Annotated in this window: 22 protein-coding genes, 1 tRNA gene and 1 pseudogene; 11 read left to right on the plus strand and 13 right to left on the minus strand. The window is 34.8% G+C overall.

Annotation, left to right across the window (positions count from 1 at the left end):
• Positions 1–6: 6 nt before the first annotated feature.
• A tRNA-Met gene (locus tag DR980_RS08260) sits at positions 7–79 on the minus strand.
• A 117-nt stretch (positions 80–196) separates the two neighbouring features.
• Here DR980_RS08260 and era point away from each other — a divergent pair.
• Complete coding sequence (gene era / locus DR980_RS08265) at positions 197–1078, plus strand: GTPase Era (protein ID WP_113634912.1); 882 nt, start codon at positions 197–199, stop codon at positions 1076–1078.
• A gap of 159 nt (positions 1079–1237) precedes the next feature.
• On the opposite strand, the gene DR980_RS16510 is transcribed toward era, so the two are convergent.
• Positions 1238–1801, minus strand: coding sequence for a hypothetical protein (locus tag DR980_RS16510; protein ID WP_244199281.1), 564 nt, complete (start codon positions 1799–1801; stop codon positions 1238–1240).
• A gap of 40 nt (positions 1802–1841) precedes the next feature.
• On the opposite strand from DR980_RS16510, the pseudogene DR980_RS16675 reads away from it, so the two are divergent.
• The 5 genes and pseudogenes from DR980_RS16675 to DR980_RS08295 all read left to right on the plus strand — a co-directional run.
• Positions 1842–1948, plus strand: a pseudogene (locus DR980_RS16675) (GTPase); the annotation flags it as partial.
• Positions 1949–2357: 409 nt separating this feature from the next.
• A complete protein-coding gene (locus DR980_RS08280; RefSeq protein ID WP_113634920.1) occupies positions 2358–2906 on the plus strand; it encodes a DUF2975 domain-containing protein in 549 nt (182 codons plus the stop codon).
• Between the two features lie 3 nt (positions 2907–2909).
• Complete coding sequence (locus DR980_RS08285) at positions 2910–3119, plus strand: helix-turn-helix domain-containing protein (RefSeq protein WP_113634923.1); 210 nt, start codon at positions 2910–2912, stop codon at positions 3117–3119.
• Between the two features lie 170 nt (positions 3120–3289).
• Positions 3290–4600: a ribosome biogenesis GTPase Der gene (der, locus tag DR980_RS08290; protein ID WP_113635069.1), complete on the plus strand. Its 1311-nt coding sequence runs from the start codon at positions 3290–3292 to the stop codon at positions 4598–4600.
• Between the two features lie 79 nt (positions 4601–4679).
• Positions 4680–5471, plus strand: coding sequence for an SDR family oxidoreductase (locus DR980_RS08295; protein WP_113634925.1), 792 nt, complete (start codon positions 4680–4682; stop codon positions 5469–5471).
• 98 nt (positions 5472–5569) lie between these two features.
• Here the strand turns inward: DR980_RS08295 and DR980_RS08300 are convergent, their stop codons facing one another.
• From DR980_RS08300 to DR980_RS08340, 9 genes are all read right to left on the minus strand, one after another.
• A complete protein-coding gene (locus tag DR980_RS08300) occupies positions 5570–5809 on the minus strand; it encodes a hypothetical protein (RefSeq protein WP_113634928.1) in 240 nt (79 codons plus the stop codon).
• 104 nt (positions 5810–5913) lie between these two features.
• Entirely contained in the window at positions 5914–6657 is a 744-nt protein-coding gene (locus DR980_RS08305) for a DUF2490 domain-containing protein (protein WP_113634931.1), read from the minus strand.
• A gap of 181 nt (positions 6658–6838) precedes the next feature.
• Positions 6839–9382, minus strand: a complete 2544-nt coding sequence (locus tag DR980_RS08310) for a TonB-dependent receptor (protein ID WP_113634934.1) — start codon at positions 9380–9382, stop codon at positions 6839–6841.
• 244 nt (positions 9383–9626) lie between these two features.
• A complete protein-coding gene (locus DR980_RS08315; RefSeq protein ID WP_113634936.1) occupies positions 9627–10040 on the minus strand; it encodes an RrF2 family transcriptional regulator in 414 nt (137 codons plus the stop codon).
• Positions 10041–10149: 109 nt separating this feature from the next.
• Positions 10150–10959, minus strand: a complete 810-nt coding sequence (locus DR980_RS08320; RefSeq protein ID WP_113634939.1) for a TPM domain-containing protein — start codon at positions 10957–10959, stop codon at positions 10150–10152.
• Positions 10959–11396 (minus strand): TPM domain-containing protein, encoded by a 438-nt coding sequence (locus DR980_RS08325; protein ID WP_113634941.1) that lies wholly within the window; start codon positions 11394–11396, stop codon positions 10959–10961. Before DR980_RS08325 ends, DR980_RS08320 begins: the two co-directional genes overlap by 1 nt.
• A 165-nt stretch (positions 11397–11561) precedes the next feature.
• A complete protein-coding gene (locus tag DR980_RS08330; protein WP_073352690.1) occupies positions 11562–12149 on the minus strand; it encodes a LemA family protein in 588 nt (195 codons plus the stop codon).
• A 66-nt stretch (positions 12150–12215) separates the two neighbouring features.
• Positions 12216–12548 carry a MerR family transcriptional regulator gene (locus DR980_RS08335; RefSeq protein ID WP_099714491.1) on the minus strand — a complete coding sequence of 111 codons (333 nt, stop codon included), beginning with the start codon at positions 12546–12548 and terminating at the stop codon, positions 12216–12218.
• 87 nt (positions 12549–12635) lie between these two features.
• On the minus strand, positions 12636–13613 hold the full coding sequence (locus DR980_RS08340) for a peptidoglycan DD-metalloendopeptidase family protein (protein ID WP_113634943.1): 978 nt from the start codon (positions 13611–13613) through the stop codon (positions 12636–12638).
• A gap of 319 nt (positions 13614–13932) precedes the next feature.
• Between DR980_RS08340 and alaS the strand changes: the two genes are divergently transcribed.
• The 5 genes from alaS to DR980_RS08365 all read left to right on the plus strand — a co-directional run bounded on the left by alaS (position 13933) and on the right by DR980_RS08365 (position 20288).
• Positions 13933–16569 (plus strand): alanine--tRNA ligase, encoded by a 2637-nt coding sequence (gene alaS / locus DR980_RS08345; protein ID WP_113634946.1) that lies wholly within the window; start codon positions 13933–13935, stop codon positions 16567–16569.
• A 231-nt stretch (positions 16570–16800) separates the two neighbouring features.
• Entirely contained in the window at positions 16801–17580 is a 780-nt protein-coding gene (locus tag DR980_RS08350) for a hypothetical protein (RefSeq protein WP_113634948.1), read from the plus strand.
• 135 nt (positions 17581–17715) lie between these two features.
• Positions 17716–18573 carry a hypothetical protein gene (locus DR980_RS08355; protein ID WP_113634951.1) on the plus strand — a complete coding sequence of 286 codons (858 nt, stop codon included), beginning with the start codon at positions 17716–17718 and terminating at the stop codon, positions 18571–18573.
• A 135-nt stretch (positions 18574–18708) separates the two neighbouring features.
• Complete coding sequence (locus DR980_RS08360; protein ID WP_113634954.1) at positions 18709–19665, plus strand: GSCFA domain-containing protein; 957 nt, start codon at positions 18709–18711, stop codon at positions 19663–19665.
• 2 nt (positions 19666–19667) lie between these two features.
• Positions 19668–20288, plus strand: a complete 621-nt coding sequence (locus DR980_RS08365) for a DUF4230 domain-containing protein (RefSeq protein ID WP_113634956.1) — start codon at positions 19668–19670, stop codon at positions 20286–20288.
• A gap of 100 nt (positions 20289–20388) precedes the next feature.
• On the opposite strand, the gene DR980_RS08370 is transcribed toward DR980_RS08365, so the two are convergent.
• Together DR980_RS08370 and DR980_RS08375 are read right to left on the minus strand one after the other, a co-directional pair.
• On the minus strand, positions 20389–22146 hold the full coding sequence (locus DR980_RS08370; RefSeq protein ID WP_113634958.1) for an aromatic amino acid hydroxylase: 1758 nt from the start codon (positions 22144–22146) through the stop codon (positions 20389–20391).
• A 222-nt stretch (positions 22147–22368) separates the two neighbouring features.
• Positions 22369–23502 (minus strand): esterase-like activity of phytase family protein, encoded by a 1134-nt coding sequence (locus tag DR980_RS08375; protein ID WP_113634960.1) that lies wholly within the window; start codon positions 23500–23502, stop codon positions 22369–22371.
• Positions 23503–23544: the final 42 nt, after the last annotated feature.

Here is a 23544-nt window from a genome sequence, read left to right on the forward strand (position 1 = left end):
CTTTAGTAGCGGGAACAGGACTCGAACCTGTGACCTTCGGGTTATGAGCCCGACGAGCTGCCTACTGCTCTATCCCGCGTTGTTTCGGGTGCAAATGTACAACGAATTTCCGTATTTCCAATAAAAATTTTAAAAAATGTTTTATTTCGTCTATTGACTTGATATGTCTACCTTTGCACAATAAATTATAATAGAAATGTCACATAAAGCAGGTTTTGTAAACATCATAGGAAATCCAAATGTTGGGAAATCAACACTAATGAATGCCTTTGTTGGAGAACGGTTATCAATTATTACTTCAAAAGCACAAACAACACGTCATAGAATTCTAGGAATTGTAAATGGGGAAGATTTTCAATTAATCTTATCGGATACACCGGGAATCATCAAGCCAGCCTACGAAATGCAGGCTTCTATGATGAATTTCGTTAAATCCGCGTTTGAAGATGCTGATATTCTGATTTATATGGTGGAAATTGGAGAACAAGAGTTGAAAGACGAAGCTTTTTTTAATAAAATCATTCACGCTACAATCCCTGTTCTGTTATTATTGAACAAAATTGATAATTCTAACCAAGAACAACTCGAAGAGCAAGTGGCTTTTTGGACTGCGAAAGTTCCTAATGCCGAAATTTTTCCAATATCAGCATTGCAGAATTTTAATGTTCCCGAAGTTTTTGGACGAATAATAGAATTGTTACCGGAATCTCCTGCGTATTACCCAAAAGATCAATTGACAGATAAACCGGAACGTTTCTTTGTAAATGAAACCATCCGCGAGAAAATTTTGTTGAATTACAGTAAAGAAATTCCATACGCAGTAGAAATTGTAACCGAAGAGTTTTTTGAAGACGAAAACATCATTAGAATCCGTTCTTTGATTATGGTGGAACGCGATACCCAAAAAGGAATCATCATTGGGCATAAAGGTGCCGCTTTGAAAAAAGTAGGAATGGATGCTCGTGCTGATTTAGAGAAATTCTTTGGTAAGCAAATTCATATTGAGTTGTATGTAAAAGTGAATAAAAACTGGAGAAGCAACGCAAATATGTTGAAGCGTTTTGGTTATAACCAGTAATTTTTTCTGGTCCTTTTTTTTGAAAAATCAATATTGGAATTCAATTTCTGATATTGATTTTTTTTTAGCCCAGATAGCAGTGGCATCCTTTTATGCAGTCCCGAAACATCGGGACTGCATAAAAGATATAGCGGAGAGCTGGAATTGCTCCAAAGAAAACTAAGATTCTATAATTTCCAAAAATAAATTTTCCAAATCATTCATTTGGTCGTGACCGTTGCTTCGGATTTGTTTGGCTACAATATAGAGTAGAAACCAGGCGAAAATCATTAATCCCATCACGATTAGATCGAATGTTACGGGATTTTTTAGGATATAATCAGAATAAGCAATTCCCGAAAAAATCAAAAATATTCCCGCAATAATAAAATGGAAGAACATAAAAAGCGTCCATAAGGTTGGGTCAGGGCCAAATAATGCTCGGATATGAGTTTCGTTTTGGTCTTTTGATTCCATTTCTATGTGCAAATGAGGTGACCAATATGCTTTTTTTTGACCTTTTATGTTCAGCCAAATGTGATAGCCACGTATTTTTATAAAGTAATCTTTGGACTTAATTTGTGCGAAATCAGCGAATTTAATACGCAAAGCATCTATGTTTTGCGGAACATCTTTGTAAAAGCGTAATCGAAGTCTGAGTTCTTTATTAGCGTCCATAACAGTAAACTTGTAAGTATTAAAAGGATAAGGGTTTGCTAATATATCAAAAAAATAGATATTCATGGTTTTAAATGCTACCCTTGCAAATATTTGAATTTGTATTATGAATAATATAGTTGCATAGTAGGAAGACCTAATGCTAGGAAATTAACTCTTTTTAATAGGCTGATACAAAGAAGAGAGGCTATAGTAGATTCAGTATCGACAATTCTGGTGATATATGCTAAAACTCATGACTTGGTTTTCGATTCATTTTTCGTTTGTTTTTCCTAACTTCATTTTTACTTTGTTGAAAAAAATCGGTTCTCAAACTCGCCAAGTGTCTAAACATTGAAATCAGTGATAGAGTTAGTCTTAATTTCTGATTTTTTTTAGCCCAGAGTGAAAAGGAAACCCCGCAGCGAAAAAAGGAAAGTGTTGCTGACCGTGAAGAGCGACCAAAGGAAGCTCCTGCACAGGCTTTGCAACAGCTCCTTGAGGAGCGAGGAGTTGTATTGTAGCGCTGGAATAGCTCCTGATGGTTTTTTAAGCAATAAATATTTTTTGATAAATGATGTATTTTTATTGTTTATCAATAAATATTTATACATTTGTGTTTTAATTTTAAATACTTTGTATCATGTCTAGAAAAACCAATTTTGTTTTTAAAGTATTGCAAGTGGTATCTTGGATTATTTTTTTGGGTCTTTGCATCCAGGCGGGTGGCTTTATTTTTAACACTGTTTTTACGCTACTGCTCAATCCTGCTGGGGCAAGTAAGTTTTGGACGGAAGTTGATTTGTCTGCTTTGTATCATTTTAATCAGTCGCATTATGTGACCTTGACAGTTTTAATGTGCATTGTCACGGTATTGAAAGCGGTATTATTTTACAATATTGTACACGTTTTTCACACTAAAAAAATTGATTTGACACAGCCTTTTAATAGTTTTTTAAAGAAATTTATTGATGTGGTTGCTATTATTTCTTTTGGAATCGGGTTGTTTTCTTTGTGGGGAGCCGGCTTTACGAAGAATTTGATGGATGATGGACTACATATGCCTAATATTGCCGATTTAAGTTTATCTGGTGGTGATGTATGGTGGTTTACCAGTGTAATTTTATTGGTAATTGGGCAAATTATAAAAAAGGGAATCGAAATGCAGCAAGAAAACGAACTAACCATTTAAGTTATGGCAATAATTGTAAACCTAGATGTGATGATGGCCAAACGCAAGATGTCATTGAACGAGCTTTCGGAGAAAGTGGATTTGACCTTGTCAAATTTATCCATATTAAAAACAGGAAAGGCCAAAGCGGTCCGTTTTAGTACTTTGGAAGCTATTTGTAAAGCCTTAGATTGTCAGCCAGGCGATATTTTAGAATATTCGAACAACGAATAAATACAAAGGGTAGTGGTTAGGTTGTGAGTTTTGCTTTGAAGATGAGGTTGTTAGGTTTTGCTAATGTGGCTAATATTCGAAAAAAATTGATAATCACGGTTTTAAACACTACCTTTGCCACCCGAAACGGAAAAATGAAGTTTCGGAAAACAAATTTTTCAAATTATATTATGAATAACATTGTTGCGATAGTAGGAAGACCTAATGTAGGGAAATCGACCCTTTTTAATAGGCTGATACAAAGAAGAGAAGCTATTGTAGATTCAGTATCTGGGGTGACCCGCGATAGAAACTATGGTAAAAGCGAGTGGAACGGAAAAGAGTTTTCCGTAATTGATACCGGCGGATATGTGCGTGGTTCTGATGATGTTTTTGAAGGAGAAATCCGTAAACAAGTGGAACTTGCTATTGATGAGGCTGATGTTATCATTTTTGTGGTTGATGTAGAAGAAGGGATTACTCCTATGGATGATGTTGTTGCGCGTTTATTGCGTAAAGTGACTAAGCCAGTTCTTTTAGCGGTGAACAAGGTAGATAATGCCATGCGTGAGAAAGATGCTCTTGAGTTTTACAACTTGGGTTTAGGTGAATATTATACATTTGCGAGTATTTCAGGGAGTGGAACGGGAGATTTGTTGGATGCATTGATTGATGCTTTTCCTGTGAAACCAGAGCCAGTTCAAGAAGAAGTAGTTTTGCCTCGTTTTGCAGTTGTAGGACGTCCTAATGCAGGTAAATCAAGTTTTATCAATGCATTAATTGGTAAAGAACGTTTTATGGTAACGGATATTGCTGGTACAACCCGTGATGCAATTGATACGAAGTTTGACCGTTTTGGTTTTGAATTTAATTTAGTTGATACTGCGGGAATCCGTCGTAAAGCTAAGGTAAAAGAGGATTTAGAGTTTTACTCGGTAATGCGTTCCGTTCGTGCGATTGAACATGCTGATATTTGTATCTTGATTATTGATGCCACTCGTGGTTTTGAAGGTCAGGATCAAAGTATATTTTGGTTAGCGGAAAAGAATAGAAAAGGAGTTGTAATTCTTGTAAATAAATGGGATTTGGTTGAAAAGGAAACCATGTCTACCAGAGATTATGAGGAGAAAATTAAAAAAGAATTAATGCCATTTACCGATGTGCCTATTCTTTTTGTTTCAGCATTAACAAAACAACGTTTGTTGAAAGCATTGGAAGCAACCGTAAAAGTGTATGAGAATAGACAACAACGTATTGCAACTTCAAAATTCAACGAATTTATGTTGAAAGTGATTGAAGCATATCCGCCTCCAGCAACAAAAGGGAAGTATGTGAAAATTAAATATTGCATGCAGTTGCCAACGCAGACACCACAATTTGTGTTTTTTGCCAACATGCCACAATATGTAAAAGAACCGTACAAACGTTATCTGGAAAATAAAATTAGAGAAAAATGGGACTTTTCAGGAGTACCAATCGATATCTATATTAGAGAGAAATAATCTTTATTTCGATAATCACACTAGAAAGTTTATTGAGTTTGTAAAAGCTCGATAAACTTTTTTTATTTTTAGGAAAAAAATGAATGCAATAAATGGCAAAATTGTGTGGATTACAGGAGCTTCAAGTGGTATAGGTGAAGCTTTGGCTTATGAATTGGCTAGGAGGAATTGTAAACTCATTCTTTCGGCACGGAACATAAAAGCTTTAGAAGCTGTGAAATTAAAATGTTCAACAGCGGAAGTTGTGATTTTGCCTTTTGATCTGTCGGATTTTGACAATGCTAAAAATCATGTAGAAAATGCCATTGCTGCCTTTGGGAAAATAGATATTCTAGTGAATAACGGTGGAGTAAGCCAACGCTCACTGATAGCAGACACCGATTTTGAAGTAGATAAAAAACTCATCGAGGTTGATTATCTAGGTACAGTTGCGTTGACAAAAGTTTTATTGCCTCATTTTATCAAAAATAAGAAAGGGCATTTTGTTACTGTAACTAGTCTAATGGGGAAGTTTGGGTCGCCGTATCGTTCCGGCTATTGTGGTGCAAAACATGCTTTACATGGTTTTTTTGATGTTTTGAGAATGGAACATCAAAAAGATAATATCAATGTCACTTTAATTTGTCCCGGTTTTATCCAAACAAATGTAGCTATTAATGCACTTACCGCTGATGGATCAAAACAAAATACTGACGATGAAGCCACTTTAAATGGTATGCCAGTGGCTATTTTTGTAAAAAAATTAATCAAAGCTGTTGAATCAAATACCTTTGAAGCTTACATTGGAGGAAAAGAAGTTTTAGGCGTTTATTTGAAACGTTTTTTTCCTAAACTGTTGCATCGTTTTGTTCTGCAAAGTAAAGTTAGATAATCTGAATTTCAATAGTTCAAATTGATATTTATAGTATTGTAAAATTCGAAGAAATCCCGAGCAGTCGGGATTTCTTTGTTAAAAACGGATTTGCGCGATTAGTTTTCTTCTTCTTTTTCCAAAGTTTCCATTGGATGGTCGCCGTACCAATCTTTAAAAGTTTTTGTAGTTTTATAATCATCAGTTAGCACGGTGTAAACCATAAAAAGGATCAACGGTATACCAACACAATATAGCGTCATTATTACCGGCAAAGCAACATTAGTTTGACATAAACCGGCAAAAACAAAAACATAAATGGTAGTGAACCAAACGAGTTTAATTGCAAAATTTTTCATGGCTATATCTTTTAAATAAAGTTACGCCACTAATTGTAAAAATTTAGTTAATGTATTGATAATCAATATTTAAAATATTTATCGGTTGTGATTATAAATGCTGTTTATACTTTTTTTGAGATTTTAATTTTATGAAAAATGCTGAAGCGGATAATGTCTCTGTTGAAATAATCGATTCCATTGCTTCTTCTTTGGAAACTGTTTAGGTACCCGAGTTCAAATGCTAATTGGCTATTGAGTCCATAGTGTACGGCAGCATAAATTCTGTTTTGATCAAACGTATTTTTAATTATTTTTTTTCCAAAATTGATCATTATTTCATCAGACAGTACGGCTTTTAATAACTGTTTTTCTTTTTTCCAAAAGGCATAGTCACCTTGGAGTCTGTATCTGAATCTCCAAAAAAATGTAGTGCCAGGAAGCAACTTTACATTATCAGCATTGTGAATAAATCGCTCTTCTACTTGAAAACGTTGTATCAGCGTTACTTTATTAGCATTTAATTTCCAAGTAAGATCCTGCTGTCCTCTGTATTCAGGGGTTTTGTAATCATGATTAATTTCAGGGACTTGTGTATCAACAGAAAAATAAGCAAAGCCAGCACCAGTCTCTAAATGATCATTGATTTTATAGCGACCTTGAATTCGGATGACATATAAGTTTTCTTGCACTGGTTTTAGAAAAACTCGGTTGTCAAATTCAGAATGCAAAGACCATTTCTCTGATAGCAGCAATTGATTGTAATAACGATTCCAAAGAATACTTTGATTATCTATATTTTTTTCCGCTGTTTGCGCTTGACAAAGAACAGACAGCAGTAAGAATAAAATGACTCTAAATTTTTTCACGGAGCTTTACTTCAATTTTGGCAAATTTACATAAAGTCTATAAATCCTATAGGTATTGTTTTGTGTTTTTAAAAAGTATTTTACTTTGTCAGTTTAATAGTGTTTTAGAAAAAAGAAAACAGCACCCTTAAAACCTAATTTTTAAGGGTGCTGTTTCAAATTTTAATTTTTTGAAAGCTTTTTATAATGAATATTTCAATGTAATTCCATACGTTCTTTGATCGCCTAATACACCTGCATATTGGCCTGAATTTCCACCAGCAGGCAATAGTTGTTCGTAATAATCTTTATTTAGCAGATTACGTCCCCAGAATTGTACAGACAAACCATCTGTTGCACGGAAACCTAAACGAGCATTAAACAGGGCATAACCCTGAACTACTAAATATTTTGAAGCGGATGGACTTGAAGAGAATTCAGAACGTGCATAAGAATCAACTCCAAGGAATATTTTTCCTTTATTTCCAAAAAATTTGGCATTATCTGAAAGTTCACCTCCTAAAGATCCAGCCCATTTTGAAGCGCCCGGTAATGCAGTTCCGGAAACATCTTTGAATGATACTGCCGCTCCTGTTTCTTCTAGCGGAAGGGGAGCATTTGTAAATTTAACATATTTAGCATCTGTATAGGTAGTTGCTCCATTGATGGTTAAATGTTTGGTAATTAAAAAACTGGCATCCCATTCTATACCTTTTACCTGTACTTTATCTGCATTGGCAAGATAGCCGCGGTTTACACCTAATTCAGCTGCCTGTACATTGGTTTGAAAATCTTTGATGTCGGTATTAAAGAAGGTTATATTGAATATTGAGTTTTTAAACGGTGCTGTTTTAACTCCAATTTCATAATGATTGACTTCTTCCGGTTTAATTACGGCAAGTTCAAGAATGGGCTGCCCGGCAAGAGTAGGTAATCCAGCTACGTTTACTCCAACGGGTTTGTAGCTTTTTGCAAAAGTCGCATATGTATTAATCTTGTCAGAAGCTTTAAAAGAAAGAGTTATGTTACCAGAAAAGTCAGTATCATCTGTGTTTGATGAAAAAGACTGATCCGTATAAACTAGTTTTTTCAAGGCAATTAAGGCTGGGTCATTCGTTTGAAGTCCTCCGTATGTTGTACGGTTGTAATCAGCATCTTTTTTGTCAAAATTATAACGTAAACCCGGTAATACGTGTAAACGTTCTGATAAAGCCCAGTCCAACTGACCAAATACTGCCACACTGGAAGCTCTAATACGGGCATCGGTTTTGATACCGTATCCTTCAAATAGACCTGGTGTTTTCCATAAATTACTGGTTGTGCTTTGTGCAAATCTCCATTGTGCAGTACCAGATTCTTCAGTTCCATCTGTTTGTGATGTTTGGTCAATAAAAAACACACCTACAACACCACTTAATTTAGAGGTAAGCTGACCTGCATAACGTAATTCTTGTGTTATTTGTGTTTGTCTGGTTGGGTTTTGCGATTTTGCTAATACTTGTAATCCTGTAAAATCTCTATCATTTGATGGATCCCAATTCCAAAAACGCCACGCTGTTGTTGAAGTAAGTGTTCCGTTTCCAATTTTTGTATCTATATTAAGAGATATACCTCCCATGTCTTGTCCGGAACGCCATGGCGTATCGTGGTCAATTTTACGGTCAAAAGCATTTAAACTCGGTAATTGATAATTCAAATCAGCAATAATAGCATCAAATTGTCGGTAAGGCGCTCTTTGTGTAGGTGCTACACCTGCAACTACTTGAGCATATCCATCTGGACGTTGCGTCGTAATATCTGCAGCTAGTATAATATTAGTTCTTTCAGAAGGGGTATAAAGCAATTGTCCCCTGATTCCTTGATTATTGAGGGTATTGGTAGGTTTTCCTGTTGCGATATTATCGATTAAACCATCACGTTGTGTACCTGAAAACGAGATACGACCAGCGATTTTTGAACTCAAAGCTCCAGTAATCGAAGCTTTAGCTTGCAAAAAATTGTAATTTCCGTAACTCACTTCAAAGTTAGCACCTGAAGTAAAACTTGGTTTACGAGTAGTAATGTTAAAGGCTCCCGAAGTTGTGTTTTTACCAAATAATGATCCTTGTGGGCCACGCAATACCTCAATTTGCTCTATATCTATAAAATCTAAAGTGGTTGCGGCTGGACGTGCATAGTAAACGCCATCAACATAGAAACCAACACCAGGATAGATTCCATCATTTGTAAGTCCAAAAGGGGAACCTAAGCTTCGAATATTAATTCCCGTATTTCTGGGGTTTGACGAATATAATTGAACTGAAGGAACAAGTTCTTTTATGCGATTAACGTTGAAAGCTCCAGTTTGTTCCGCCTGTTTTCCTGTTATTACTGATATTGCTATTGGCACATCTTGTACTTTTTCTATTCGGCGTCTTGAAGAAACTACGACTTCGATCAAAGTATTTTCTTCAGTAAGATTTATTTGTAATGAGGGTATTGGTAAAGAAGCGATTTCTATTTCGGCAGTTTTATATCCTACATATTGAACTAAAAGAGTTAAAGGGAGTTTTCCTTTTGTGTCTATTGTAAATTTCCCGCTAGAATCTGAAATCGTGTTAGAGGTTGTTCCTTTTAGTACAACATTTGCAGCTTCTAAAGGAATGTTTTGGTTTGTTGTGACTACACCGTCAATGTTTTGTGCAAATGATATTGAGAAAGTTAAAGCGGATACTATTGTAAGTATATTTTTTATAGAATTTTTCATTTATATTAAGTATATGTAATTAGTAGAATTTAATTTAAATTTTTTTTACTAACACATACACATCATTTGAGAACTCTTTTTTTTAATTATAATTAATGGATTTTTTCGGGTTTGCTTATTCAAAAAATCAAGCTTAGTTCGGTAAGTTTTCATACGTTTAAATTTGGATTGTTAATGATATATTAAATTTGTAGCAAATATATAATTAATTCTATAAAATTAGTAGGGTTTAAAAAATATTTTTTTATTTTTTTACTAATGAAGCAATAGTAATACCTTGCATGGCCTTTAAAGTTTCCTCTCTAATAGTAATCAATCCGTGTCGTAGTAGGCATTCCGATTCATCGACGCAGTCAGAACAGCGTTCGTAAAAATTCAATGATGCACAAGGAAGTAACGCAATTGCACCATCAAAAAGTCGGTGAATATCGGCTAAAGTAATGTCGTTTTTAGATTTCAAAAGATAATAACCGCCAAATTTTCCTTGTTTGCTTCCTACGAAATGGCCACGTTTTAGATCCAATAAAATCTGTTCCAAAAACTTTTTTGGAATAGAGGCCGCCTCCGCAATTTCGATAGTTCGAGAAATATGGGTTTCTTCTTGTTGCGCTAAATATAGGAGTGCTTTTAGTGCGTATTTGGCTTTATGTGAAAGCATTTACTGTAATTGATTTATGTTTTTTGAATAGATTAGGCATGACAAATATTAAAAAGAGTTTTTGCTTTTTTGAATCTCGGTCCTTTTTTAGAAAGATGGAAACTGAATATTACCAATCTCCGCCAGATCCACCGCCAGAGAAACCTCCACCGCCAAATCCACCGCCGAAACCTCCACCGCCAAATCCACCACCAGATGAACCTCCGCCGAAACCACCGCCGCCACTGTTTCTACCTAGGCTGCTTAGAATAATGACATCCAATAAACTTGGTCCAATACCGCCTCCTCTGTTGCCAGAGTTTCCGCCGCCTTTGTTTCGAGATATAAGCACCAGTATAATGATGACAATAATAATGATAGGTAAAATAGGGAATCCTTTATCTTTAGTTGCTTTAACTCGTTCACCTTTGTATTTTCCTTTGAAAACATCAAATAAAGCATCCGTTCCTTTGTCAAGTCCTTTATAATAACTTCCTGCTTTAAATTCAGGAATAATAATGTTTCGGGTAATTTCTCCACCTATACCGGCAGTCAATCGATCTTCAAGACCATATCCTGGTGAAATCCATATTTTTCTTTCGGCTTTAGCCAATAAAATAAGAACTCCATTATCTTCTTTAGCAGTTCCTCCAATTCCCCAAGTTTGTCCCCATTTTGGAGTAAGAATACCAATATCTTCCCCTTTAAGGGTTTCTATGGTAACAATCACAATTTGAGTGGTTGTAGAATCAGAATATTTAATCAGTTTTTCTTCTAATTGTGCTTTTTCTGTTGCGCTTAAAACATTCGCATAATCATAAACAGAAGTCTGTAAAGTTGGTTTTTCAGGAATAGTAAATTGCGCCAAGCCAATTTGTGTGAATAACAAACAAACAAACAACTTTAGGAAAATTAGGGTACTCTTTTTTTGTAATAGCATTATCCTCTAGATATTTCGTTTGATAATTCATTTGTATCGCCTTCTTGCCAAGGAAAATATTTCTGCAATTGTTCTCCAGCTCTTGTAATTCCATCTATAAGACCTTGCTTGAAATCTCCTTTTTTGAACTCAGTAACCATAATGTCTCGGGTACAATTCCAAAAGTCATCTTGTACGACGTCATTAATACCTTTGTCACCACAAATTACAAAATGTCTGTCTTCTACAGCTAAGTAAATTAAAACTCCATTTTGAAGCTCTGTTTCATCCATTTTTAGTTCATGAAAAACTTCCATGGCGCGATCATACGCATCCATGGAAGTTGTTTTTTCTATATGAACTCTAATCTCGCCAGAAGTATTTTTTTCAGCCATACGAATAGCTTCAACAATTTCTTGTTCATCTTCTTTGCTTAAAAAATCTTCTACTTTTGACATTGAAATATTTTTGAGTTAAGATTAACGATTTTTGATTTCAGAATTATTAAATCCGTAATCAAAAAACGTTAATTTTTAAAGGTTGTTTCTTTAATTTAAATTTGATTTGTTTTGACTTCTAAAAATCTAAAAATCTAAAAATCTAAAAAGTCTCAAAATCCAACTTTAGAATTTTACTTCAACTGGTTTATCTGCACCTTCAACTGCATTAAAGTATGCTTTCTCTTTGAATCCGAATAATCCAGCAAATAAGCTGTTTGGAAACGTTTTGATGTGAGAGTTATATGGTTTTACCGCTTCGTTGAAACGCGTTCTCGCCGTTAGAATTTGATTTTCTGTACTTGCCAATTCATCTTGTAATTTCAAGAAATTTTGGTTGGCTTTCAATTCAGGATATGCTTCAACAGTTACTAATAATCGAGACAATGAACTGCTCACGCCACTTTGCGCTTTGTTGAATTCCGCTAATTGTTCCGGAGTAATATTTGCTGGATCAATTTTTACAGAAGTAGCTTTAGAACGCGCTTCGATAACTGCTGTCAACGTGCTTTTTTCAAAATCAGCGGCACCTTTCACGGTGTTTACTAAATTCCCAATAAGGTCATTTCTTCTTTGATACGCGGTTTGCACATCACCCCAAGATTGTTCTACATTTTGGTTTAACGTTACTGCAGTATTATTAATTCCTTTAACCCAGCTGTAAATTACAAAAATTACAACCGCTCCGATAATCCAAGGCAAAAATCTTCTCATGTTTACTTAATTTAATGTTTATTATTTAATTGTTTAAAATTTTTAATTGGGAAGTAGTCGTGCTGACTACAATTCGTTTTTAATATTTGTTAATTGTGTGCGTATCGTTTCTAATTTTCGAATGATATCAAACTTATCCAAAGTCTTTTTCTGTCCTTCTTTCAAATGCGTTTTGGCACCCTCAAGCGTAAAACCTCTTTCTTTCACTAAATGATAGATCAATTGCAAATTAGTGATGTCCTCTGGAGTAAACATTCGATTGCCTTTAGCATTCTTTTTTGGTTTCAGAATATCAAATTCATTGTCCCAAAAACGAATCAGCGATGCATTCACGTCAAATGCTTTGGCCACTTCGCCAATGCTGTAATATCTTTTGTCTTTAGATAATTCAATATGCATATCTGTTTTTTATTTTTTTTCCAGTTGAATTTTCACTGAATACTATTTTTTTATTCTTTATCTGAACCCAACCCTGAATACTATTTTTTAATCTAATGACTGATTCTCCTGGTTCGCCAGTTGTGCAATGACAACATATTCCACTGCCGAAATATTTCCGTAATAAAAATTAAGCGGATTCACCACTTTTTTATCTTTTAGCACTTCATAATGTAAATGTGGAGCTTCGGATCTTCCTGTGCTTCCTACATAACCTATAACGTCACCTCGTTTTACGCGTTGTCCAGCTCGGGCTTTATATTTACTCAAATGTGCGTATAAAGTTTCGTATCCAAATCCATGCCGAATAACAATATGATTTCCATATCCTGAAGCAGTATTGTCTGCTTTTGCTACCACTCCGTCACCCGTGGCATAAATGGGTGTCCCTGTTTTTGCTGTAAAATCCATGCCTTCATGCATTTTCCTTGCTTTCGTAAAAGGATCTGTTCGGTATCCAAAACCAGATGCCATTAGTTTTAAATTTTCATTTCGTACTGGCTGAATGGCAGGAATAGCTGACAAAAAATCACTTTTGGCTTCTGCCAATTTCAAAATCACATCCAATGATTTGGACTGAACCGCTAATTCCTTACTAAGGACATCAATCCTTTTTGTGGTGTTGACAACCAACTGGGAATTGTCATAACCTTGTAATAATTGATACCTGTTTTTTCCTGGTAATCCCGCTTTCCGAATTGAATCCGGAATCGCTGATTTATTAAAATACACCCGATATAAATTATTATCTCTATCCTGAATAGCCTCAACAACGCCATTTACCTGATCCATTTTTTTATTTAACAGCGCATAATTTAATCTCAAATTTTCAATTTCACGCGCTTGCAAACGATCTTTTGGTGTTTCAAAATAAGGAGTATTCAATAAAACGATAAAACTCAAAAAACCAAACAACGCCGATGCCAATAAAAACAAGATAATAACACCAAATTTTCTTCTTTTTCGTGTTTTTATTTTTCTATAGGCTAGATTTTCGGAATCGTAATAATATTTTACTTTCGACATATTTTAAAATACCCTATTTTTGCACACTGTAAAAGGTTAGACGAACAAATTTAAGAAATGTTTCATTTGTTACACCCTTTTTTCAGTAATAAATAAAATAATGTGCCTGTTCCAGCTATTCGTTGCAAGTTCTCGTTTATACCTCTTTTTTTCTAATGAGCCAGCAGGAGCTTCCTCCGGTCGCTCTGCCACCTCAAGAAAAAATAGATGTATAAATCTCGAAGCTTTTCACTTTTATCTGGGGCAAAAAATGAATAGTAAAAGATGTAGTTTCAGGGATAATTAACTTTAAACCTTAAACTTTAAACTAAAATTAATAATGAAATCACAAGACGTACGTAAACAATTTCTGGATTTTTTCGCATCAAAAGGACACTTAATTGTTCCATCAGCACCTATAGTTCTTAAGGACGATCCAACATTGATGTTCAATAACTCAGGAATGGCACAGTTCAAAGAATATTTTTTGGGGAACGGAACTCCAAAAAGCACCAGAATTGCCGATACGCAAAAATGTCTTCGTGTTTCAGGAAAACATAATGATTTAGAGGATGTAGGTTTTGATACTTATCATCACACCATGTTTGAGATGTTGGGGAACTGGTCTTTTGGAGATTATTTCAAGAAAGAAGCAATCAACTGGGCTTGGGAACTTTTGACAGAAGTGTATAAAATTCCAAAAGAAAATTTATACGTTTCCGTTTTCGAAGGAAATCGGGATGAAAACGTACCTTTCGATCAGGAAGCTTGGGATATTTGGAAGGAATTGATTGACGAAGACCGAATCATTCTTGGAAACAAGAAAGACAACTTCTGGGAAATGGGCGACCAAGGACCTTGCGGACCATGTTCAGAAATTCATGTTGACATTCGTTCTGCAGAAGAAAAAGCGTTAGTTTCAGGAAAGAGCTTGGTGAACAATGACCATCCGCAAGTTGTAGAAATTTGGAACAATGTATTTATGGAATTCAACCGTAAAGCCGATGGTTCTCTGGAAAAACTGCCTGCAAAACACGTTGATACCGGAATGGGATTTGAGCGTTTGTGTATGGCATTACAAGGAAAAACTTCTAATTATGATACCGATGTTTTTACGCCACTTATTGAAAAAGTAGAGCAAATTACAGGATTAAAATACACTTCAAACGAAGTTTTAAATATTAGCGAAGAACAAAACAAAACCAATATTGCTATTCGCGTAATCGTCGATCACGTTCGTGCTGTAGCTTTTGCTATTGCCGACGGACAATTGCCATCAAACACGGGTGCTGGTTATGTAATTCGTAGAATTTTACGTCGTGCAATTCGTTACGGATTTACGTTCTTGAATACCAAAGAACCTTTCATCAATCAATTGGTTGCTGTTTTAGCGAATCAAATGGGGGAATTTTTCCCAGAAATCAAATCGCAACAACAATTGGTTACCAATGTGATTCGTGAAGAAGAAGCTTCTTTCTTGAGAACACTAGACCAAGGATTACAATTATTAGAAAATGTAGTTGCCGAAACTAAAGGTTCAACTGTTTCTGGAACAAAAGCATTTGAATTATACGATACTTTCGGATTTCCAATTGACTTAACAGCATTAATTCTGAGAGAAAAAGGATTCGAACTAGACGAAGCTGGTTTTAACGCAGCGATGCAAGAACAAAAAAATCGTTCCCGCGCAGCATCAGAAGTTTCTACCGAAGACTGGTCTGTATTGATTCCTGGAAATGTGGAAACATTTGTAGGTTACGATCAATCAGAAAGTAACGTGAAAATCACCCGAATCCGTAAAGTCGACAGTAAAAAAGACGGAGTTTTGTACCAAATCGTTTTAGACAATACGCCATTCTATCCGGAAGGCGGAGGACAAGTTGGAGATAAAGGAATGTTGGTTTCTGCAAATGAAACTATCGAAATCATCGACACTAAAAAAGAAAATAATCTGATTTTACATTTTACAAAACAATTACCAGAAAATGTAAACGCTGGTTTTGTGGCTAAAGTAAATCAGGATTTGAGAAGTTTATCTTCCAGAAATCACTCGGCTACGCACTTGATGCACCAAGCCTTGAGAAGTATTTTAGGAACACATGTGGAACAAAAAGGTTCGTTAGTAAATCCAAACTATTTGCGTTTTGACTTTTCTCATTTTGCTAAAATGACGGAAACCGAATTGCAACAAGTGGAAGATTTTGTAAATGCAAGAATACAAGAGCAATTACCTCTTATTGAAAGACGAAACATTCCTTTTGCGCAAGCAGTCGAAGAAGGTGCAATGGCACTTTTTGGAGAGAAATATGGCGATGAGGTTCGTGCAATAAAATTTGGCGAAAGCATGGAATTATGCGGTGGAATTCACGTGAAAAATACAGCTGAAATCTGGCATTTCAAAATCGTTTCTGAAGGAGCGGTTGCTGCGGGAATTCGTCGTATCGAAGCGATTACAAGTGATGCGGTAAAGGCACATTTTGCTTCGTATGAAAATACATTGAATGAAGTTAAATCAGCCTTGAAAAATCCTCAGGATATTTTGAAAGCCGTTCATTCGATGCAAGAAGAAAACGCCAAATTAGCGAAACAAATTGAAGCTTTGGTAAAAGATAAAGTAAAAAACTTGAAAGCGAGTTTAGTTGCTGAAATTCAGGAAATAAACGGCGTGCAATTCTTAGCCAAACAAGTCGATTTGAATCCGGAAGGAGCAAAAGATTTGGCTTACGAATTAGGGAATTTAGGGAATAACTTATTTTTAGTTTTGGCTACAGCCGACGAAGAAAAACCAATGATAACCTGTTACGTTTCTAAAGAATTAGTTGCAGAGAAAAACCTAAATGCAGGACAAGTGGTTCGTGAATTGGGTAAATTTATCCAAGGTGGCGGTGGGGGACAACCATTTTTTGCGACAGCAGGAGGGAAGAATGTCGCAGGAATTCAGCAAGCTTTAGAAAAAGCAGTTGAGTTTGTAAAATAGAACAAATTTATTTTTAGTAATAGAAACCCTTTTAGGACATAAGTTCAAAAGGGTTTTTTTTTGCCAAAAACCTTGTCTTTGTATGTTTATCTTGCATTGAAATTCGCTTCAAAAGGAGTAGTTCAACCGAAATATAAGGATTATAACGATGAATTTTTTAGTAAAAATTCTATTTGGCTAAGTTTGCAGACTTTTGTACCAAAATTAAATGGTAGAAGCGATTGATTTATTATGAAAAATAAAATAGTTCTACTTTTATTCTTTTCGTTTTTTGTGTTTACACTTACCTCGTGTACAAATGATACAGACGAGAGTTTCAAATTAATTACAAAAGTTGTGGAAACAACCAATAAAGGCACTTCACAAACTTATTTATATGCGTATAATGGGAATCAGATAGTGAGTATTGATGGAATTCAAGACCGCATGGATTTTACATACACTGATGGTTTGATTTCTAAAATGGTAATGCTAAATAAAACAAATCAGCTTCGTGAAACTACTGAATACAGTTATCTTAAAGGTAAATTAGTGAGAGTTCTTTCTTTAGGGAATTATAAAATAAACTATATTCATAATTCAGACAAAATAGTTTCTTACGAGAGATTCACATTAGGTTCAGGCAATGAGGAAATTAGAGAATATCACGGAATATTATACTTCGATAATGAAAATTTGATTAAAGAGGAGAGAACCTACGACAATATGCCTGTTGGTGTTGACTCAAAATACAGCATTAGTTTTGATTATGACGCTAAGAAAAATCCATTATTTAACATTTTGGGATTCAAAGAATTATTAAATCAAAACGATAAAGTTTCAATAAATAATACTTTAATCAGTACTGTAATTACAAGTGTTTCCAAAGACGACCAAATAACATCATCGGCTTATTTATACAAAAACTCATTTACGTACGATTTAGATAATTACCCAACTGAGCGGGTTTCTGAAAATACTGTTGCTACTAATGGAAATGTTGGTTATTTAAAAACAGAGTATTTCTATTAGGGTAACAAATGTTTACTTATAAAACAAGATGTAAATCAAAACTCAAATATCTTAGGAACGGGATATTTGAGTTTTTTTATGCAATTAATAGTGTTAAATTGTTTTTTTATCCATTAATTTATTAAAAATTATAACATGAAAAAAATAAATTTAATCTTAGGGGTTTTGATGTTAGTTTTATCATCTTGTTCAAGCGATAGTGGTGAAACTGATACACCTGCAACTGCATCAACTATACTCGTTAAGAAAATTGTTGAATTAGATAAGGATGGAAAAGAAATCAGCACGACTGATTTTGTTTATAATGGAAATAAAATTGTTAGTGAAGTTACTGCAAAAAAAGATTTTTCGGTAGTTGGAAATATAGGTTTTTTGTATCAATACAAAACCGAATACACCTACAGTGGTAATTTAATTACAAGTATAAAAGTAAAAAACATTTTTGGTAATCAAGATAAGCTCGTTCTTAAAACAGATTTTTTGTACAACAGTAGCGAAGAATTAATTTCTTCTACCAGAGAACAATATTTTGATACGTTTAAAGGTATTTTGAGATTGGTTTATAATAAATTAGATGCTAATACGGTTAGTTGTAAAATGTATTCCAGTGATTCTAGAGATAATATAGAAACTCAAATATGGGAAGGTAAATTTTCTTTTGATACAAATAAAAATCTTGTTAAGTCAGAGTCTTTGGATGCTAGTTTTCTTTTTGGCAGTTTTGAATATGATACGAAATCTAACCCCAAGAAAGATGTTTTAGGTTTAAATAAAATTATGTTTCAAGAGATTGCTCCTCTTTATAATGCTTCCACATTACGATACCATTTGAATAGATTTAATAACATTTTGAAATCTAATATTTCAGGCTCTTTTCCTAGATACAATCAATATACTTATAGTGCTAATGGATATCCAAGTGAGATGAAAGAGTTTTATATTTATAATGGAAACAATATCCATGATGTAACTTTTCAATACTTTTACGAATAAACATTTAAGATTACAGGTTTATTTAACCCTTTCAGTGTTTTAAACTCTGAAAGGGTTTTTTTATTCCAATGAAAAAAGAACTAAACCTCATTTAATTCGCTAAAATTATTCAAATTTGCAGCAAATAAAATAGTAATGCAATTCAGAACCCAAATCCCCATTCCTAAAAGTAATTATCCAATAGATTATAGTTCAAAGATTATGTCTTTAGGTTCTTGTTTTGCGGTAAATATGGCGGAGAAACTGGACTATTTAAAATTTCAAAATAGCTGTAATCCAGTTGGTATTTTATTTCATCCGTTGGCGATTGAAAAACTAATAGATTTTGCTGTTTCCGAAAAGCAATTTACAGAAAACGACATTTTTTTTCACAATGAACGTTGGCATTGTTTTGATGTACATTCGGATTTAAGTAATTCAAATAAAGAAGAATTGTTGGCATCTTTAAATGACCTAATCAAATCAACTAACCAACAAATAACCGAATCAACACATTTTATCATCACTTATGGAACCTCGTGGGTATATCGAAATATAGAAAGTGATTCTATTGTGGCGAATTGTCATAAAGTGTTACAAAAGCAGTTCAAGAAAGAATTACTTTCTGTCGAAGAAGTAAAAAAAAGTATTGCAAACACAATCAAATTAATTCATGCTGTAAATCCTAATTGCACTATTATTTTCACGGTTTCACCGGTGCGTCACATCAAAGACGGTTTTGTCGAAAATCAATGGAGCAAGGCCAACTTGATTTCAGCTATTCACAGTGTTATGAATACTGAACACTGCAAACTGAACACTGAATACTTTCCTAGCTACGAAATCATGATGGATGAACTTCGGGATTACCGTTTTTATGCCGAAGATATGTTGCATCCCAATCAAGTGGCAATCGATTATATTTGGAAACGTTTCAAAGAAACTACCATTTCAGAAACTGCTTTTACTGTGATGGATGAAATAGAGACTGTCCAAAAAAGCCTTTCTCACAAACCTTTTAACCCAAATTCTGAAAGTCATTTGAAGTTTAAGTCCAAAGTCAGAGAAAAAATCACTAAATTGGAAAATCAATATTCATTTATGAAATTTTAATTATGCTTAAAAGAATACTTATTGGAATAGCAGTTATTGCCGGAATATTTTTATTGTTCAAATACTGCGATTTTAAGAAAAACGATGATGAAGATATCACGTACAACACGAATCTTATTCAGCAACAAATCCTAAACGTAGGGAAATTGGTAGTTACTGAAGGTCATTTTTCGGAAGTCATCACCTATAAAAATCAACAAAAATACTTGATGGACATGCTTTCTTTCGAGAAAAAAGCTTTGGTTGTTGTCAATGCCGATGTAACTGTTGCGTATGATTTGCACAAAATGAAATACGATATCGATGAAAAAAATAAAATCATCACGATTGTTAGTATTCCAAAAGAAGAAATAAAAATCAGCCCTGATATTCAATTTTATGATGTCGAACAAAGTAAACTGAATCCGTTTACTGGCGATGATTATAATAAAATCAACAAATCGGTAAAAGCAAATCTGGCTAAGAAAATAGAAAAATCGTCCTTAAAAACAAATGCTCAAAACCGACTGATCAGCGAGTTGTCTAAACTATTAATCACAACGAGTCAGTTGGGTTGGACTTTAAAATACGAAGGAAAAGTTATCGAAACCGAGAAAGATTTCGGAAAGCAAATAAAATTATAAAGACTTCTTTGTCAGGTTGAGCGCAGTCGAAACCATCTTTAGGGGTCTTTATTTATAGACCTAATAATCTCGACTGCGCTCGATTTGACAAAAATAAGATTTAAGCTTTCTCTTTATCAAAAATCAAGTCTAAACCACCAGCAATCAAATGCGTTACTTCGGGTCTTTTTACTTTCAATTGATCCAGATAAACCATTATTTCCTGCAATAATTGAGGTTCGTTTCGATCTTTTAAAAGCTCAGTAATTTCAACAGCCAACAGCCAGTCGTTTGGATGATTGGTTCGTAATTTATCAAAAATTGGAGCTAAGTAAGTTTCGGTATCCTTTGTTTCTCTTATGTTCCGAATTGTTTGGTATAAAACCTCTAAATCATCACGTTCTGCAGTATGTTTCGCCTTAATGGTTTTGCTTGTTGGTACATGCGAAATCAAATCAAAACTATTCACATCAGCAGGACCAGAAAAAGCAGAAATCACTTTTTTACCTACAGCCATATCATAAATTCCCCATTCTGGTTGAAACAAGATCTTTTCTCCGTGCGTTACAGTACAATTTTTAAAGCGAATCAGAATAATTTCTCCCTGTAAGTTTCTGGAACCTGTTATGATTTCACCTTCTACAGTAATACCACCTTCAAATTCTAGTTTTACCGTTTTAGATTCCAGAATATCATAGGCATTCAAGTCTTTTGGACTCATGTCCTCAATTGCCAGATTGATGCCTTCCAGTTTTCCTATTGGACTTCCAAAACCCTCGGGATGTGTCAAAGTTCCATGACCTACTAGTTCTTTTTCTCTGTAAGCTAAAGCCGTTTTTCCGGAGGTTTGTATGTAAATTGGCTTTCCTTCATGTTCAATTACGGAACTGAAAACACCCGAAATTTGTATACCAGTACTCAATTCAATTGTTCCAAGCGCATTCGAATCAATTAATTTTTCTATTCCCGATAAACCGCCTGTTCTAAGTGCCATTTTGTTCGCAAACTCTTCTAAAACTAAGCTTAAATAAGCAAAATCGGGAGTTACGTAAAGTTGTGGTTGCAGTTTTGTAATGTCAAAACTTTGGTTGGCTGCCGATATATCATAAGGGATTTTTTTTACCTCATTGGTCATGCAATGTGCACTTTCGCCAATTGATGACAACAAACCGGCGCCGTATATTTTTGGATTTTCTACTGTGCCAATCAATCCGTACTCGACAGTCCACCAATGCAGGTTTCTGATTTGCGCCATTTCAGATAATTCGCCCATGTTATTTTGCAAATCCTCCACCGCTTTTTCAGCAGCATCAATAGTTGCTTGGGGAGTATCTTCAGCTTCTTTCACGATTGAAAGCAATCGGATGGCTTCGTACATTTGGTAATCCTTATCCGAAGAAATCGCTTTACAGCCTATTTCTCCAAAACGTCGCAAATATTCTGCGTATTCCGGATTGGCAATAATGGGAGCGTGACCGGCACCTTCGTGAATAATGTCCGGTGCAGGCGTATATTCAATATGTTCGAGCTGGCGAATGTCAGAAGCAATTACAAGCACATTATAGGCCTGAAATTCCATAAAAGCATTCGGTGGAATAAATCCGTCCACTGCAACTGCAGCCCAGCCTATTTCAGTCAAAATACGGTTCATACCGTACATACTCGGGATATTGTCAATCTCTATTCCGGTTTTTTTCAACCCTTGGAGGTAGGAACTATGTGCTACTTTTGATAAATAATCTACATTTTTGCGCATCACATAACGCCAAACCGCTTGGTTTATGGGCGTGTAATCACTATAATCCTGAGGCTTAATGAATTGTTTTAAGTGCTTTGGCAATCGGTCTAATAACGGATTGCTTTCTATAGTTGAGTTCATATCGAAAACGTTGTAGTTCTACTGCAAAAGTACGAATTTCAGGAGCTATTTCCCGCTTTTCATTGCAAGTTTTTGTAAACCTGTTTGTTTTTCTAGTGTTCCAGTAGGAGCTTCCTCCGGTCGCTCTGCAGCAACAAGAAAAACCAAAACGGCTTTCGCAAAAAGCTTTTCATTGCAATCGGGGCTAGGGGAGTTGGGGTTGAAAGATGTTCTTTGGATTTACTACTTCACCAACTCAAAAACCAATACCTGCGTTTTCTGTTTATCAGAAAAATTATTATCCGAAACAAAAATGAGAGATGGATTGCCATTTGTCAGTTTTGGTCCAAAAGTAAGCCCTTCGATGTTATCAATGAAAATTCCCAAATCATCCATGTTTAGAATCAGTTTTTTAGAAGCCAATTTTAGTTCTTGGTTTTGCAATGAAGGATAATTTTTAACGTCAGTTGCCTTTTTCAAGTCACACAAAAATATTTTTACTGTGCAGGCTTGTGTTCCGGTCGAGTAGGAACGTTCTACTACCAATAACTGATTTTTACCATAATACTGAATCGCTGAAACTCCATTTACAGCAAAAGCTCCTTTAGGATTGGGTTCAAGTGCAATTGGTTCTAGTTGGTAGCCGAATTGAGCGGTGTTCTTTTTTGTTTTGGCATCAAATTGATACAATCTGATTAAACCTCCTTTACTTGTATTGGCCTGGTCGCCGTCTTCAAATAAAGGTTCTTCAATGTTGGTGTAGATATTTTTATACTTTTTGTCAAAAGTAATTCCTTCTAAAGTCCCATTGTTTCTCGGGCCTTTTTCTAGTTTTTGCATTTTTAAATTTTCAGGTAAGGTAACATTGCCTAGAAAGTCACCTTTTAAATCCATGAAATTCAAAGAAGGATTTTCTAGAACTTCTTTCTCTGCGGTAATCACTCGCGCGCCCTCGGTGCTCCAAATTAAAGAATTCGTCTTTGGATTATAACGCATATCTTCTGGATCTGCAGAAGTAGTTGGTGTTGTGGTCCAATTGCCATACGCTTTCTCAGTTTCATCTTTCAAATAAGTTACGTTTTGAAAAGCAAAACTTTTTATCTTGTCTTCAGACAAATTAATCTTAGCGGTGTAAAATCTGGAATCGTTAAAGACAGATCTATCGTCACATATCAGATAATATAAATCATTTTTTGCATCATAATCTATTCCGGATAATCCGCCCACTTTTGTATTCTGAAATGTTTCCTCAAAAGGAATTTCAATCGAACTGATTAGCTTTAAACTTGGCGTTGCATTGTTTTCAGCGGTTTGTTTTAAATTGGAACAAGAAAATAGAAAAGCTGGAAATACTGCAAGAAATAATAATTTACGCATAAAGGAATGTGTTGCTGTTTGCAAAAAAGAACTGATTTTGGA

Origin of the sequence: Flavobacterium psychrolimnae (genome assembly GCF_003312425.1) — a bacterium.
Classification (GTDB): Bacteria; Bacteroidota; Bacteroidia; order Flavobacteriales; family Flavobacteriaceae; genus Flavobacterium; species Flavobacterium psychrolimnae.

Coding starts and splice junctions, on each gene's coding strand:
- era (WP_113634912.1), top strand. CDS start 197: ATGTCACATAAAGCAGGTTTTGTAAACATCATAGGAAATCCAAATGTT.
- DR980_RS16510 (WP_244199281.1), bottom strand. CDS start 1,801: ATGAATATCTATTTTTTTGATATATTAGCAAACCCTTATCCTTTTAAT.
- DR980_RS08280 (WP_113634920.1), top strand. CDS start 2,358: ATGTCTAGAAAAACCAATTTTGTTTTTAAAGTATTGCAAGTGGTATCT.
- DR980_RS08285 (WP_113634923.1), top strand. CDS start 2,910: ATGGCAATAATTGTAAACCTAGATGTGATGATGGCCAAACGCAAGATG.
- der (WP_113635069.1), top strand. CDS start 3,290: ATGAATAACATTGTTGCGATAGTAGGAAGACCTAATGTAGGGAAATCG.
- DR980_RS08295 (WP_113634925.1), top strand. CDS start 4,680: ATGAATGCAATAAATGGCAAAATTGTGTGGATTACAGGAGCTTCAAGT.
- DR980_RS08300 (WP_113634928.1), bottom strand. CDS start 5,809: ATGAAAAATTTTGCAATTAAACTCGTTTGGTTCACTACCATTTATGTT.
- DR980_RS08310 (WP_113634934.1), bottom strand. CDS start 9,382: ATGAAAAATTCTATAAAAAATATACTTACAATAGTATCCGCTTTAACT.
- DR980_RS08315 (WP_113634936.1), bottom strand. CDS start 10,040: ATGCTTTCACATAAAGCCAAATACGCACTAAAAGCACTCCTATATTTA.
- DR980_RS08320 (WP_113634939.1), bottom strand. CDS start 10,959: ATGCTATTACAAAAAAAGAGTACCCTAATTTTCCTAAAGTTGTTTGTT.
- DR980_RS08325 (WP_113634941.1), bottom strand. CDS start 11,396: ATGTCAAAAGTAGAAGATTTTTTAAGCAAAGAAGATGAACAAGAAATT.
- DR980_RS08330 (WP_073352690.1), bottom strand. CDS start 12,149: ATGAGAAGATTTTTGCCTTGGATTATCGGAGCGGTTGTAATTTTTGTA.
- DR980_RS08335 (WP_099714491.1), bottom strand. CDS start 12,548: ATGCATATTGAATTATCTAAAGACAAAAGATATTACAGCATTGGCGAA.
- DR980_RS08340 (WP_113634943.1), bottom strand. CDS start 13,613: ATGTCGAAAGTAAAATATTATTACGATTCCGAAAATCTAGCCTATAGA.
- alaS (WP_113634946.1), top strand. CDS start 13,933: ATGAAATCACAAGACGTACGTAAACAATTTCTGGATTTTTTCGCATCA.
- DR980_RS08350 (WP_113634948.1), top strand. CDS start 16,801: ATGAAAAATAAAATAGTTCTACTTTTATTCTTTTCGTTTTTTGTGTTT.
- DR980_RS08355 (WP_113634951.1), top strand. CDS start 17,716: ATGAAAAAAATAAATTTAATCTTAGGGGTTTTGATGTTAGTTTTATCA.
- DR980_RS08360 (WP_113634954.1), top strand. CDS start 18,709: ATGCAATTCAGAACCCAAATCCCCATTCCTAAAAGTAATTATCCAATA.
- DR980_RS08365 (WP_113634956.1), top strand. CDS start 19,668: ATGCTTAAAAGAATACTTATTGGAATAGCAGTTATTGCCGGAATATTT.
- DR980_RS08370 (WP_113634958.1), bottom strand. CDS start 22,146: ATGAACTCAACTATAGAAAGCAATCCGTTATTAGACCGATTGCCAAAG.
- DR980_RS08375 (WP_113634960.1), bottom strand. CDS start 23,502: ATGCGTAAATTATTATTTCTTGCAGTATTTCCAGCTTTTCTATTTTCT.